This is a genomic window from Companilactobacillus sp. FL22-3 (genome assembly GCF_054881455.1).
Genome location: NZ_JBTYYZ010000004.1, coordinates 156699 through 171750 on the forward strand (window position 1 = coordinate 156699; position 15052 = coordinate 171750).

The window sequence follows — 15052 nt, forward strand, 5'->3', positions numbered from 1 at the left end:
CCAATGACATCACGAAGGGTGGAGTTGTAAGACTTATCGATTTTTTGAGATATGATATTCCGTTAATTAATCAACACTTAAGCTAGCAAATCTTTATTTAAAGAAAATGAAGATAAGTATAATAAATACCATATGAAACGAAAAATTTTTGAATCATTAATTTTCAGTGGTATATTTTTCTTTCTTTTTTGAACCTAAAATAAGCAGGTATGATATGAAAATTAAAAATACAGTTACTGAAGAGGTAATAGTAAGCATATTAATTGTTCCGTAACGTTGAACCACTAAACCTATTAAGGGGTTAACAACCATAGTAATTAAACTGATTGCAAAAGATAATCCTGAAATAAACGTTGCTCGAGCATTATCCCTGACCCATAGATTTAACATTTGCATGACAATTGGGTCAAGAATATCCACTACTATATATAGAAGTCCGGCCCCGATTAAAAAAATGATTTTATTATTTTGAATTTGAAGTACAGCTGAAATAATTAGTATCGCTGAAACCAGCATTGATAAATTGGAATACTTTAATTTTGATAACCTGTATGCTTGGGTTGCGATAATGCCACCAAATAGACTATATATCATAAATATAATTCCATTTTCGGCTGAATTGAATCCTATTTTTGAAATATAATCGGGAAGTAATGCAAAAATAGCATTGACGACAGATACGGTAATTATTGTGAAAATGAATAGAAAAAATATATTGGGAGAAAGAACCATTTCTTTAAATACAGACAAAACGTTTTTCAAACTTTTGATAAAAGTTGATTCACTATTGTTAAGGTTATAATTTTTATCAGCTAGAGATTCTTTTTTTATTTCCTTTGTATTGAGAATGATAATACTAGCAATAACAAATGTAATTGATTGGAATATATATGGAAGATCAAAATTCAGTGTATATAAAAAACCACCGGAGAATGTAGCGATGCCTAAAATGATAGAACTTATTAATTGCATATTTCCTCTAATTTTATCATATTGCTTTTCATTGCCTTCTTTTCGAATTCCTTCATAAAAAAGTGCGTCGTCAGCACCGCTTAATAGGGCATTTCCGATGCCTTCTAATACAAAGGACATTATTAAAACAAAAAAAACGTATTTTTTTGCAACGAGGCTGGCACTAACAGTTATTAAGGGCGTCAAAATCAGAATAAGCAATCCGTACAATACGATTGTTTTTTTCTTGAAAATATCTCCTAATATTCCGCTCGGTAGTTCGGAAAAAATTGAGAGAATAAGAACACAGATTGTAATAGAGCAAATTGAACTAAATTTAACTTTAAAAATTGAATAATGAAAAGTATATTAATAATTCTAGTGAATCTAAATTGAGTGAAAATAGTATAACAGTAATATTTAATAGAATAATTCAATAACCTTAACCCCACATCTCATTTAATTTATTGCATAGAACTAAAAACTCGTTTGTTCTGAAAGAATTGAAAATCCATTTAAGTTGGATATTATTAATATATTTTTTAAAGGATTCATCAAATTATGTTTCTATTTCTCCTGAGAAAAGGAAGACTTTTCCATTAGGACTACGGTGCATTCTATTTTTGCATGTAATTGAAGGCATGTCTAAATATATATTAGGAGCAATATCATGATTTATTTTTCTTGCTTTTGTTATTGCTTTTATTTGACTAAATTTTTCAACGGGAATCACCATTTGAATGGGGTGATGTAAGTATTTAGATAGGAACTGAGGAAGGTAGGAACATATGGATCTTCTAAAATGAAGTAATAAATCGTCATCAAAGAAATTTTTTGATGACGGAATCATATCGTAAAGACCTATTAATTCCTCATCTTTCCACCTCAAATTAAATTAAAGAAACATCTGTTGACTGCTATACCCCCATTTTGGATAGCAAACATTTTTAAATAATAGCTTTGAAGAACAGTTTCTTCACTAAAGTTAATAGTCCCTTCAATTTCCTTAGTTAAATTAGGAGACTTAAATTTTAATTTTTGTATGGATAATTTGTTTTTAACGTATCCTTCTACATAGCTGGGTAATTGAATACCTATAAAAACATCACCTGATTCTTGGGAAGTTACGCTTATTTTATAATTAATAGATAGATCCTTCTTGTTATAATCATCACAAGTAAATTCAATGTATGGCATTCCAGTCATCTGAGCAGACTTATCTCCACATTTGTAACAGTAATCAGCATCTATCTGGAATATAGAAGATATTTCGGGTAGATATGTACAGGAAGTAGCTGTTGCGCCACATGAGGAGCAGGTATGATTATTAATACTATTTGAATCAATTCTTGCTCTATAGGTATTAAAACTGTCGAAATTATGCAAGTTATCATCTTGATCTTCAAACATTATTTGTGCCATTTTTTTAGAGAACGGGTTAACTCTGTTTGTCAAATTAGATTCAAATTGCTGCATGTCCTTAATTGTAGAACCTGCGGTTCCTCTTCTTGTTAACTGCATATAATCTCCCATGATTTTATGTGCCATCTTAGTAATTGGATGATCATCATCCAACATCGTAGAAGAATAATAATTAGAAATTCGAGATAGAACTGTTCTCGTTTGCTTGCTTAGTCTGGGGGTTGCTTGCTCCACAAATGAATTATCGCTAATCTTTTCAGGTAATCCGATATGAATAATCGAAATGAATGGTTGAATATCCTCAAGCTTTTTATTTAATTGGAGTGCAATGTCAGAATGATTATAATTATTCAAAACTATTTTCAGTTCGGGAGTGTCTGCTGACTGTACAGCAATTGATGCAATAATCTCTTTTGACCATCCATCAATTGCGTCCAAAACAAGACTGTATTTAGAATCGTAGAGTCTTGATTCAAAAAAAGGCAAATTGTTACATGATAAAAGAAAAAGCCGATTAACCTTTATAGTGCTTATATCGATAGCCTTATTGGCATCTTTAAAAAATGATTGCCCCTTATGACCGATTGCTGGAGCGTTAGGAATAGTATAATTAATATATTTGTTTAATCCGGTTAAAGTGTAATCATCCAGGTTTAAATGATCTTCTTTTCCATGACCATGGAAAACTAACGTATCCCAAAGATTATTTTCTACAAGTTCTTTAATGTTTTTTTCATGAAGGGATTTACTCCCATAAATATCCCAATCTTCAATAGAAAATTTATTTAAGTTTAGGAGTGAGAATGTTGCCTTTCTACAAGAATCAACTGACTTGCCAATAAGTTGTTTAGCTAATAACCACGATAATGAACTGAGATCTCTACCTAAGAGAAAATATATGTTTGTTTCCGCTTTATATCCCTTGTTTAGGAGATCTAAAACTTTTTCCTGGGTGAAATCTTTATATAGACCGATAATCAATAACGACTTGCCCGTAAGTCCACGTCCGCTGATGTTTTTTAGATCAATCCAATCTTTGCATAGAAAAGGATACGTATTATATTCGATTACTTCATTGGATATTACGTAACCAAAATCACATAATTCCCTTTCTTGAAATTCAAAATTATTTGTATTAATTTCTTTCATCTTTTCTAATAAATCTTGTCGCTCAGAAGAAATTCTAATAGGTATATATTTGCCTTTAGATTCCTTTAATGATTCAAAATACTGATGATTGTCTGTAAAATTACGTAGTATATTTTTCATCCTTTTCCCTTTAAGCTTCATTATTAAAAAATAATTAAAATATTTTAATATGTTTATAAAATTATCATAGCAAATATGTTTTGTAAATGATATTTTTCTGTTGATTTATCAATGCTTCATTTTTAATTTGATAAATTTTGAAAAAAAAACCAATAAATACAGATTCAAAATTAATTTTAATCCTGTATTTATTAGTTTTTTTTAATTTTAATAGAAATCTGCAATTTCTTTGTGATTATATTTTCCAACTACTGTATCTGGTTCACCATTTTCGTCGTGATTCCCCCCGGTACCGTGGGTGCAGTATGGGATGGGAAGACCGTCTAGCTCGTCGGCAGTAACAGTTTCCTTAAGGATTATTTCATGAGGCCAACTTCTTCCAAAATCGTACTCATAGCGCACATTTCCATTGAGTAAGTCCGGATATAGATAACCTTCATCAGAAAGAATTGGTTTCTTTACGTCGGATCTAAAAGGTTGAAAATCCTAATCCAGATAAGCCTCATAACTTTGTCCAGCACTAGTAGTAAATGAATACAGATGCGAGTTACTCTAGCCATAGACTAACTGCATGATCGCATGTAGTTGATCATATCTGATTGAAACTGGTACTAATAGTCGTCGCCAAGATGAAGTTTTCTCATCTAATAATTTTGTCATAACGTCTATTGCTATAATTGGGGATTCCATAATATGTGCCTCCAAAGTATTTTTTTGTTCTAAAAATGATAAGACAATCACGTTTGTAAATAACGGTATACATGGCTGAAATTGGAAACGCCTTTAATGAAGGGATAATTCTCACTCTTATTTTAATCCCAATTGGTATTGATATTTTCGATAGTAGGCATTACCAATTTTTTATTATTCTTTAAATATGTTGCATAAAAGGCAATCTTACTAGCATCATCGGATATTTTAACGTTCACTCGATCATCATCTTTGGTAGGGTGATAATTCGTAAATCTGGCGATATTAGTACTGAAATAAGGGAAATTGGAGTATTTCGTTATTTCTGTAAATGAATCTGCTTGCTGCTGATACATGAATTTCGCACCAGGAATATTTTTTTGAATGATATCTTTCCAAATACCGATTCGATCGATAACGATAAAGCTCATACCTTTTAGTTCGGCAAATGTGACTGACTTCTTGTTTGCCAAATAGGTGAACTTATCGAGATTGACTGATAGTGTTTCACTGCCAATGAAATATGATTCGACCTCATCGTTAGAAATCTCTTTATCAGTGATAATAAAGGAGAAATTGTTGTTCATTAAATTCGGCAACACATCGTTTTCTTTTATTAAACTATCCTCGACTTTAATTTTGGATGATAGTTGGTTTCGAATGTCATTGATAAAAATTAGTGGTCCAGGAGCAACACTAGCTATTTTAATGAATTGATGGCTGTTTTCGTAATGTCGGACGGTGTCGATAAACGTTTGATTTTGTGCCAGAACCTTTTGAGCTTCCGTCACAGCTAAATTTCCAGTATCAGTTAGAGATATATTATTGGGTTGACGATTAAAAATTTTTACTCCTAATTCATCTTCAAGCTTCTGCATTCCCCGCGTCACGGTCGGTTGGGTCACCATTAAGTGATCAGCAGTGGCGGCAAACGTGCCATATTTGCTAAATGCAACTAACTCTTCTAATAAGTAGTTATCTATCATATTTTCACCTCGTTAGTATACGTCATACGTATAGTAGCATTCTTATCTAGTAATTTTCAAACCATGATCCTGGGACTATGCTGTACTTATCAATTAAAGAGGACGTTCGTTAGTCCAGTTTGTCGAGGTAAGAAATATGGAGACAGTGAAATTAAATAACGGCGTGGAAATGCCACAATTAGGATTCGGAGTTTTTCAAGTAACAGATTTAGCACAATGTAAACAAGCAGTGTTGGATGCGATTGATGCCGGCTACCGTCTGATCGATACAGCAGCAGCTTATCAAAATGAAACTGCAGTTGGTGAGGCTATTAAGGAAAGTGGTGTTGATCGAAAAGATTTATTCATCACTTCAAAACTTTGGGTTTCTGATATGAATTATGAACGGGCAAAGAAGGGTATTGAAACTTCCTTGAATAATCTAGGGTTAGATTATTTGGATATGTACCTATTACACCAACCATATGGTGATACAGCAGGTGCTTGGCGGGCATTGACTGAAGCATATAAGGCTGGAAAAATTCGTGCCATCGGTGTTTCAAACTTTTACGCTGATCAACTTAAAGATTTGGAACTCTACAATGAGGTAAAACCCGTTGTTAATCAAATTGAAGTTAATCCTTGGTATCAACAAAAGTCTGAGGTTGATTTTAACCAGAGTGAAGATGTTAAGGTCGAAGCTTGGGCACCGTTTGCTGAAGGCAAACATGACATCTTTACAAACGAAACAATCGCTGCAATTGGTCAAAAGTATGGCAAATCAAATGGTCAAGTAATGCTCAGATGGCTGTTGCAACGTGGAATCATTGTTATTCCAAAGTCAGTCCACAAAGAACGTATTGCTGAAAATATTGACGTCTTTGACTTTGTGTTGACTGATGATGAAATGAAGACAATGGCAACTTTAGATAAGAAAGAAAGTCAATTTTTTGACCACAGAGACCTTACTACGATTGAACAGATCTTTGGTTCAAGCTTGGCACAGCTAAAATAATTTTTCAGAGGAGAAATATAATGGCAGAAACAATTAGATTAAATGATGGTAATGAAATTCCCGCAGTTGGATTTGGTGTTTTCTTGATTCCTGATGACGGCTCAACTTACAAGGCAGTTTCTGAAGCACTAAAGGTTGGCTATCGCCACATTGATACAGCGGTTGCTTATTTCAACGAAGATGAAGTCGGCAAGGCAATCAAGGACAGCGGTATTCCTCGTGATGAAATTTTTGTCACAAGTAAATTATGGCTACAAGATTATGGTTATGAAGCCGCTAAAAAAGGAATTGCAACTTCCTTGAAAAAATTAGGCTTAGACTATATTGATTTATACTTGATCCACCAACCTTATGGAGATGTTCCTGGTGCTTGGAAGGCTATGGAAGAAGCTCAAAAAGCTGGTCAACTCAAATCCATCGGTATCAGCAATGCTACTCCTAAGATTTGGAATTCATTCAAAGATTCCTTCGATGTAATGCCAGCTGTAAACCAAGTTGAATACAACCCATACTCACAACAAAAAGAACTTCGTAAGATTTTAGACCCATTGGATGTAAAACTTGAAGCCTGGGGTCCACTTGGTCAGGGCAATGCTGATTTATTCTCAGAACCAATTATCCAAAAATTAAGCGAGAAGTATCACAAGGATGCAGGACAAATTATCTTGAGATTTGAAAATCAAGAGGGGGTCATTGTGCTTCCTAAGTCGACACATGAGTCTCGTATGATTTCTAACAAAGATATTTTTAACTTCGAATTAACTGAAGATGAAATGGAACAAATGCGTTCACTCGATAAGGGCCATGGTTCACACAACCCAGATGATCCTGGTGTTGAACAAATGTTGCTTTCCGCTTTTGATGTACATGCAAACGACTAATTACCACTAAGATGAGAAATGTAATGACTCAAGTATTGATTTTAGGTGTTAACGGACAAGTTGCCCGAATCGTTTGAGCAATTACAAAACAAATAGCGCATTCCACCACAACTGGTGAGATGCGTTTTTTATTTAAAAAAATATTCCAGTTGAATTGTAAATTAATGGGATTAAAAAAAACCGCTGATTTCCTGATGGGGAGTCAGCGGTTATTAAAAACTTTACTATTGATTTTAAACTGTCTTAACTTTTAATTCTTTTGTTTTAGGCATTACGAGATTCAAGATGATAGCCGCAATTGCTGCGACTGCGATTGGTGAACCTAATAAGTATTGCAGAATTTGAGGAGCATTTTTTGTCACAGCTGTTGGCAATAAGACAAGTGCCAAGGTTAGAACGATTGGAATACCGATAATATAAAGATCACGATCGGTAGTCTCCAAACCACGGATAACATTTAAGCCGTTTAACATGATTGTTACCGTGATAATGGCAAAGACACCACCAATTACGGGAGCTGGGATAGCAGCTAAGAAAGCCGATAATTTACTGAAGAAGCCTAAGACTGAGAACCAGATTCCAGCAAATAGAAAAACCCGTTTACTTGCGACACCAGTGATTGAGATGACACCGGCATTAGTTGAGTAACCAGTAACTGGAGTTGTTCCTAAGAGAGCGGCAACCATACAGCTTAAGCCCTCACCAATGATACCGTGATTCCATTGCTTATCAGTGATTTTGTGATTAGTGACAGCACCCATGGCAAACCAGGTACCAGTTGTTTCAGTCGTGATCACCGCATAGATGACGATAAAAGTAATAATAGCTGAAGGGCTGAAATTGATTCCCCAGTGGAGAATGGTTCTTTGAGGGAAACCGAACCAAGCAGCATCAGCAACTTCTTTCCAATTAAACATTCCCATCATAGTTGAAACAATTGTTCCGACACCTAGAGCCAAGATGATTGAACTAGTTCTAAAGAAACGACGTACTCGAGGAAATTTCAAACTGATTCCGACAGAAACTAAAAGCGTTAAAGCTGTTACTGAAGCCAAGATAATATTATTGTCGATCTTACCAGGAGCGTTGAAAATGTTACTATTCAAAGCTGTAGGAATCAGTGACAGACCAACGCATGTAATGATTGTTCCACCAACCAAGGCAGGTACTAAGCGGTTGATGATCTTTTGGAAGATTCCGATAGCACCTAGTATAACTAAAATAATCGAACCGACTAATAAAGCACCAATTAAAGTGCCCATTCCATTACCCTTTAGACCACCTGATGCCAAGACGACCCCAGCAGCGGCTCCTAGAGGTACGAAAGAAGGACCTTGTGAAACTGGCATCTTCATAAAGACGAAAGTTTGGAGGATCGTACCGATCCCTGCAGCTAGAAAGGTTGACTGCAATAATCCCATTTGGTCGCTCAATCCCATGGCCATCATACTAGCCAACACGATTGGCGGTACATAAATATCCATAGCTAGAACATGTTGTAGACCTAAGAAACCAGCTTCGCCATAGCCGACCTTATCGTCAGGACCGACTAATAAACTACTCTTATTATTATCCATTATTGTTTTCCCCTTGATTGTGATGTACTAATTTACCTGAAACATAAACTTGTTGAATATCTGCTGTTTCGGTCTGATAGATCAACCGTTCTAAGACAGCTGCTGGTTGACTTGAAGCGACCTTGGCAAATTTATCTTGAACAATTTGAAAGTCAGCTTGAAAACCAGTTTTAATCTGTCCCGTTGGAAGGTGAAGTGCTTTAGCTCCACCCACGGTTGCTAGATAAAATGCATTTGTGGCAGAAATTCTTGAATTGTCAACGCCAGTTTCTTGAAGCATTTGCGAAGACATAATAGCTTGTTGCATATTACGATAAATACTAGGAGAAAAGCCTCCAGAAATATCAGTCCCTAAACCGATTTTGACTTGTTTTTGGTAGGCTTTCTTAACAGGTAAAACCGAATTGCCAAAGTATACATTAGAAATAGGACAATGGGCGATGGCAGTTTGGGTTTTCTTAAAGAGATCTAAATCAGTATTGCTCAATTGAGTTCCATGAGCCATGACCGACTTATCCGTCAGCAGTCCAAAATGGTTCAAAACTTCCGCATCTCGCATGTTGAAACGGTCAATCGCATATTGATCTTCCCAGATACTTTCACTGCAGTGCGATTGAATCGGTAAGTCATACTTTTTAGCTAATTTTCCTAAGCCAAGTAGCGTTTCGTCTGTACAACTTGGAACGAACCGAGGTGTGATAACGGGAGTTAAAGTAGTTTTAGTGGTTTGTTGGAGTTCTTGCATTGCATGGATAAAAGCCTCAGTGTCGTCTAAAGCTTTTTGAGAAGATTCATCGCGATAATAATCAGGTGTCTGTTCAACATTATCCATGGCGACTTTCCCGATAAAAGCTCGTTGACCGTATTCAGCACAAATCTTTGCCAACACAAGATTAGCTCCATTGTCGATTGATCCAAAGAATAAGCCGGTCGTGGTTCCATTAGCTAGCAAAGTTTGAATCAGATTACGATAAACTTTTTCCGCAAATTGAAGGTCAGTGAATTTGGCTTCCAATGGAAAGGTATAAGTATTTAGCCATTCAAAGAGCGGTCTATCTAAAGCCAGACCAGCCTGTGGCCATTGTGGAGCGTGAATATGTAAATCAGTAAAACCTGGTAACAAGTAACTTCCTTGAGGTAATTCTTGAAGAATTTGGTTATCGGCTGCAGCTTGTCTAACGGATCGATAGTCACTATCGCTAGCGGATATAACACGGTCAATGGTTCCCGACTGGTCTACACATATAAGTGATTCTGGTGTAAAATCCGCCTTGTCAAACGAAGCCGAAGAAAAATAACTTCCTTCAAAAACGATTTGATAGGTGATAATCTAACACTTCCTTAAATTTTATATAGGTAAGGATAACATGAATGTTTATGTAAATAAATAGTAAATAGTTCGTATTTTGCTTGAAAAATATTCAAAAACTTGCTATGTGAGCTTCAAAAATCATTTTTTGAAACAAAATGTAATGGTTTACATCGGCGATAAATAAATATTAAGTTAATTAGACCTTTTTGGTCGTATTTTGTCTCATATCATCTTGAAAATTGTTGCTGATCGAAAATTATGTAAAAAAATTTACATTTTGTCAGCCGTTATAACGCCCATTATTTCGGTATTCTTTTCGTTATAACGATATTTGAAAATATTTGATTTAAAAAATAATCTATTGTAACCGTTTACAAATATGAAAATCTGTCATATACTAATCGGTGTTGAAAGATGAATATATTTTCAGTGAATTGTTACTATTAAATTAGGCGAGATCACTCAACGTATTTTTCTTAACGATAGTTGCTCAAAGACTATCGTTAAGAAAAAACGTTGGTGGTCTCTTTTTTGTTGCAGAAAGGGGGAAATGAGATGGTAGAGATTGCCCAAGTCTTTAACAACAATAGTGCGTTAGTCAACCTAGGAGACGATCGCCAAGCCATTGTGAAAGGCAAAGGAATAGCTTTTAAGAAGACCAAGGGCGGACAAGTTGATTCGAACAAGATTGAGAATATCTTTTATTTAAATACAAAAACGTCAAGAGAAAATTTATATTTTTTGATCAAAGACATTCCAATTGATGTAGTCACAACTACTTATGAAATTATTGATTATGCTAGAGAAAAATTTAATTACAACATCTTAGATTACGTTTATATTACTCTTTCCGACCATATCTACGGTTCCTATCAGCGTATATTGGCCCACACGTATCAAGCAAGTTTGATTCCTGATATGAGCCTACAATATCCAACCGAATATTTAATTGCTAGCCATGGATTGCAAGTGATCAACCGTAATTTACATGTCCAATTTCCAAAGTCAGAGATTAAAAGTATTGCTCTACATTTCATCAATGCTAAAGGTGAAGAATCAAAAGCCAGTGACTTGAAAGAGGACACGACCAAAGAGATCAATGATTCAGTTACTAAGATTTTGAATAAACATCAAATTTATCGAATCGACAGCAATGGTAATTATTTTGACCGCTTTATGATTCATTTACAGTACTTAGCCGGACGCCTTGATAGCAACGAAGATGAGGATAAAGATTTTAGCAATAAGTTGGAAACAGAAATGAAATCAGAATATCCTCGTTCGACCGAGATTGCCAAAGAAATATATCAAGAGTTGCAATCAAGACTAAATAAGAAATTAAACAGCAATGAACTATTATATTTCATCATTCACATCCAACGATTAACACAAGAGAAAAACATTAAGTAGAGGTAAGAATTATGGCAGTTACAAAAGAAGATATTTCAATGACAGGATTTGCAATCGTAGCTTATGCAGGAGACGCTAAGACAGCTTTAATTAAAGCCTTAGACAATGCACGTGAAGGCAAGATCGAAGAAGCTAAGAAATTAGTTGAAGAAGCAACTCAATCAATTAACGATGCCCACAATGAACAAACTAAACTACTAGCCGATGAAGCTGGTGGGATGGATATGGACGTTACATTCATCATGGTCCATGGACAAGATACATTGATGACAACCATGATGTTGATGGATCAATGCAAGTTCTTTATTGATGAATATGAACGTATTAACAAGATTGAGAAGAAGTTAGGTATGGAGAATTAGTTATTTAGAAATTATTAGTATTTAGAGGGGAGTTTTAAAAATGGATGTTCTCACGAGTAAAATCGAAAAGATGAAACCTGGATTTGAAAAAATTGCATCAAATGCCTATGTCTCAGCAATCCGTGATGGCTTTATTGCCGCAATGCCAATTATTCTCTTTTCATCATTATTTATTTTGGTAGCATATGTTCCAAATGCTTGGGGTTACCACTGGCCAACCAATGTTGAAAACAATATTATGATTGCTTACAACTATTCAATGGGTCTATTGGCATTGTTCGTTACCGCAACGACTGCTAAAAATTTAACTGATACCAAAAATTTGGATTTGCCAAAAACAAATCAGATGAATGCAGTTTCTGTAATCTTAGCTGCTGAAATTGCCTTCATTATTAGTGCCATTGTTCAAAATAAAGGTGGAGCAGATTTAACATACTTAGGTACACAAGGTTTGGTCGCTTCATACCTTGTTGGTTTGATCGTTCCAAATATTTATTATTTATGTATTAAGAATAACGTCACTATTAAAATGCCTCCACAAGTACCACAGAATATTTCACAAACATTTAAAGATGTTATTCCAATGTTCTTATCAGTTACAGTTTTCTGGGCATTTTCTTTATTACTAGCAACTTTCACAGGTAAAAATCTTGCCCAATTGATTATTTCATTATTAGCACCAATTTTCTCAGCCAGTGATTCATATTTAGGCTTGGCAATTATCGCTGGTGCCATGGGTTTCTTCTGGTTTGTTGGTGTTCAAGGTCCATCAATTGTTGCTCCTGCTGTTGCCGCAATTGAAGTTACTAATACAGCTGAGAACTTGAAATTGATTCAAGCTGGTCATCAGGCCACTCACGTTTTGGCACAAAATGCTCAAGACTATGTTATGAATATGGGTGGTACAGGTTCAACTTTAGTTTTAGTTTTCCTATTTTTGTTCCTAGCAAAATCTAAACAGCTTAAGGCCTTAGGTAAGGCAGCATTTATTCCAGTCAGTTTCTCAGTTAATGAACCAATTTTGTTTGGTGCTCCAATTATCATGAACCCAATCTTCTTTATTCCATTTGTAGTTACTCCAATGGTTAATATTTGCCTATTCAAGTTCTTCATTTCGGTTTTGGGAATGAACGGTATGATGTACACCATGCCATGGGTTATTCCTGCACCAATTGGTATTTTGATTAGTACTGGCTTTGCTCCATTAGCATTTGTCTTTGTGATTTTGAGTTTGGCACTAGATGTATTTATTTGGCTTCCATTTATGAAAGTTTATGATTCACAATTGCTTGATGAAGAAAACAAGAATGCGGTTGCTGAGGGATTAGTACCTGAAACAGATACAGTTAGTGACACTGATATTGATGATGGTTCTGATGTTGGCGTTGTCGCACAATCCACGGACGACAGTTCGACCGATGATTCTGGATTTAAGAAAGACACGGCCGTAATGGTTATCTGTGCTGGTGGTGGAACTAGTGGTATTCTGGCAAACGCTCTGAATAAGACTGCTAAAGAACGTAATTTACCATTGTCAGCAGCTGCTCGTGCTTATGGGCAAGATATGAATATGATTCAAGACATGGATCTAGTTATTTTGGCACCACAAATGGAGAGTATGAAAGGTAACGTTCAAAAGATCACCGATAAATATGGTGTTAAATTAGCTACAACTTCAGGTAAAGAATATATTGAATTAACACGTAATCCAGAAAAGTCATTGCAATTTGTAAAGGCCAATCTATAGGAGGTTTATGGAATGCTTAAATTACCAAAAGATTTTTTAATGGGTGGTGCCAGTGCTGCATATCAAGTAGAGGGTGCTACTAAAGAAGACGGCAAAGGTAAAGTTCTTTGGGATGATTATCTCGCCAAACAGGGTCGTTTTAGTCCAGATCCCGCCGCTGATTTTTATCACCGTTATGAAGAAGATTTAGCATTAGCCGAAAAGTATGGCGTTCAAGCTATCCGAGTTTCAATTGCTTGGTCAAGAATATTCCCCGACGGTGATGGAGATGTTGAGCCGCGCGGTGTTGAGTATTATCATAAATTATTTGCGGCCTGTGAAAAACATCATATTATTCCGTTCGTAACCTTACACCACTTTGATACACCCGAAAAAATGCATGAAATTGGTGATTGGCTAAGTCCTAGAATGCTTGACGCATTCGTCAGATACTCCAAATATTGCTTTAAAGAATTCCCCGAAGTTAAATATTGGATAACTATTAATGAACCAACATCAATGGCCATTCAGCAACATGTCAGCGGCACATTTCCACCTGGTGAAAAAGGCAGATTTGATAATGCATTTCAAGCTGAGCATAATCAAAATGTTGTTCATGCTAGAATTGTTAATGCCTATAAGGAGATGAACTTAGGTGGAGAGATCGGTGTAGTTCACGCTTTACAAACAGTTTATCCATATAGCGATAGTGAAGCGGATAAGCATGCCGCTGCTTTGCAAGATGCTTTTGAAAATAGATTATATTTGGACGGAACTTTGGCCGGTGAATATCATCAAGAAACTTTGCAGTTAGTTGATGAAATTTTGAAAGCAAATAAACAACCAATGTTTAAATATACTGAATCTGAAATGAGTGAGATTAATGAAGCTGCTCATCAATTGGACTTCGTCGGAGTAAATAATTATTTCAGCAAATGGATCAGAGCTTATGATGGAGCTTCCGAAACGGTCCATAATGGGACTGGGGCTAAAGGCAGTTCGGTATCTCGATTACATGGAATTGGCGAAGAAAAGAAACCTGATGGGATTGAAACAACAGATTGGGATTGGTCCATTTATCCAAAAGGGATGCACGATATTCTTATGCGGATTCATGATGACTACCCACTAGTTCCTGCCATTTATGTCACAGAAAATGGTATTGGTTTGAAAGAAGAACTACCTGAGAATGCCACTTCCGACACAATAATTGATGATCCAAAACGAATTGATTATTTGAAGAAGTACATGAAGGCAATCGCCGAAGCCATAAATGATGGGGCTAATGTCAAAGGCTATTTCATCTGGTCCTTGCAAGATCAATTTTCATGGACCAATGGTTATAGCAAACGCTATGGTTTATTCTTCGTTGATTTCCCTACTCAAAAGCGCTACGTAAAAAAGAGTGCCTTTTGGTTTAAGAAACTAAGTGAAACACACGAAATTGAAGATTAATGATTCTGGCCGTTAAT

The 15052-nt window shown here is 35.5% G+C and carries 13 protein-coding genes; 6 read left to right on the forward strand and 7 right to left on the reverse strand.

Features of this window, described 5'->3' with window-relative positions; translation table 11 throughout:
- Nucleotides 1-156 precede the first annotated feature (156 nt).
- From ACYT32_RS05280 to ACYT32_RS05300, 5 genes are all read right to left on the reverse strand, one after another.
- Nucleotides 157-1302 (reverse strand): MFS transporter, encoded by a 1146-nt coding sequence (locus ACYT32_RS05280; protein WP_461793372.1) that lies wholly within the window; start codon nucleotides 1300-1302, stop codon nucleotides 157-159.
- A 534-nt stretch (nucleotides 1303-1836) separates the two neighbouring features.
- Entirely contained in the window at nucleotides 1837-3642 is a 1806-nt protein-coding gene (locus tag ACYT32_RS05285; RefSeq protein ID WP_395264826.1) for a hypothetical protein, read from the reverse strand.
- Between the two features lie 207 nt (nucleotides 3643-3849).
- Complete coding sequence (locus ACYT32_RS05290; RefSeq protein ID WP_395264825.1) at nucleotides 3850-4044, reverse strand: IS1096 element passenger TnpR family protein; 195 nt, start codon at nucleotides 4042-4044, stop codon at nucleotides 3850-3852.
- Between the two features lie 150 nt (nucleotides 4045-4194).
- Complete coding sequence (locus tag ACYT32_RS05295) at nucleotides 4195-4332, reverse strand: hypothetical protein (protein WP_395264824.1); 138 nt, start codon at nucleotides 4330-4332, stop codon at nucleotides 4195-4197.
- Between the two features lie 122 nt (nucleotides 4333-4454).
- Nucleotides 4455-5318: a LysR family transcriptional regulator gene (locus ACYT32_RS05300; protein ID WP_395264823.1), complete on the reverse strand. Its 864-nt coding sequence runs from the start codon at nucleotides 5316-5318 to the stop codon at nucleotides 4455-4457.
- A gap of 136 nt (nucleotides 5319-5454) precedes the next feature.
- On the opposite strand from ACYT32_RS05300, the gene ACYT32_RS05305 reads away from it, so the two are divergent.
- Both ACYT32_RS05305 and ACYT32_RS05310 read left to right on the forward strand, forming a co-directional pair.
- Nucleotides 5455-6312 (forward strand): aldo/keto reductase, encoded by an 858-nt coding sequence (locus ACYT32_RS05305; RefSeq protein WP_395264822.1) that lies wholly within the window; start codon nucleotides 5455-5457, stop codon nucleotides 6310-6312.
- A 20-nt stretch (nucleotides 6313-6332) separates the two neighbouring features.
- The gene (locus ACYT32_RS05310; protein WP_395264820.1) at nucleotides 6333-7193 is read left to right on the forward strand and encodes an aldo/keto reductase; all 861 of its coding nucleotides are present in this window, start codon (nucleotides 6333-6335) and stop codon (nucleotides 7191-7193) included.
- A gap of 233 nt (nucleotides 7194-7426) precedes the next feature.
- On the opposite strand, the gene ACYT32_RS05315 is transcribed toward ACYT32_RS05310, so the two are convergent.
- Both ACYT32_RS05315 and guaD read right to left on the reverse strand, forming a co-directional pair.
- Entirely contained in the window at nucleotides 7427-8770 is a 1344-nt protein-coding gene (locus ACYT32_RS05315; RefSeq protein WP_395264819.1) for a uracil-xanthine permease family protein, read from the reverse strand.
- Nucleotides 8763-10085, reverse strand: a complete 1323-nt coding sequence (gene guaD / locus ACYT32_RS05320) for a guanine deaminase (protein ID WP_395265033.1) — start codon at nucleotides 10083-10085, stop codon at nucleotides 8763-8765. Before guaD ends, ACYT32_RS05315 begins: the two co-directional genes overlap by 8 nt.
- Before the next feature lie 552 nt (nucleotides 10086-10637).
- Between guaD and ACYT32_RS05325 the strand changes: the two genes are divergently transcribed.
- Genes ACYT32_RS05325 through lacG form a run of 4 tightly spaced genes read left to right on the forward strand, consistent with a single transcriptional unit; the run spans nucleotide 10638 to nucleotide 15035 of the window.
- Nucleotides 10638-11492 carry a PRD domain-containing protein gene (locus ACYT32_RS05325; protein WP_395264818.1) on the forward strand — a complete coding sequence of 285 codons (855 nt, stop codon included), beginning with the start codon at nucleotides 10638-10640 and terminating at the stop codon, nucleotides 11490-11492.
- Between the two features lie 11 nt (nucleotides 11493-11503).
- Complete coding sequence (locus ACYT32_RS05330) at nucleotides 11504-11854, forward strand: PTS lactose/cellobiose transporter subunit IIA (RefSeq protein WP_395264817.1); 351 nt, start codon at nucleotides 11504-11506, stop codon at nucleotides 11852-11854.
- A 40-nt stretch (nucleotides 11855-11894) separates the two neighbouring features.
- Nucleotides 11895-13601: a lactose-specific PTS transporter subunit EIIC gene (locus ACYT32_RS05335; RefSeq protein WP_395264816.1), complete on the forward strand. Its 1707-nt coding sequence runs from the start codon at nucleotides 11895-11897 to the stop codon at nucleotides 13599-13601.
- Nucleotides 13602-13613: 12 nt separating this feature from the next.
- On the forward strand, nucleotides 13614-15035 hold the full coding sequence (gene lacG / locus ACYT32_RS05340) for a 6-phospho-beta-galactosidase (RefSeq protein WP_395264814.1): 1422 nt from the start codon (nucleotides 13614-13616) through the stop codon (nucleotides 15033-15035).
- Nucleotides 15036-15052 lie beyond the last annotated feature (17 nt).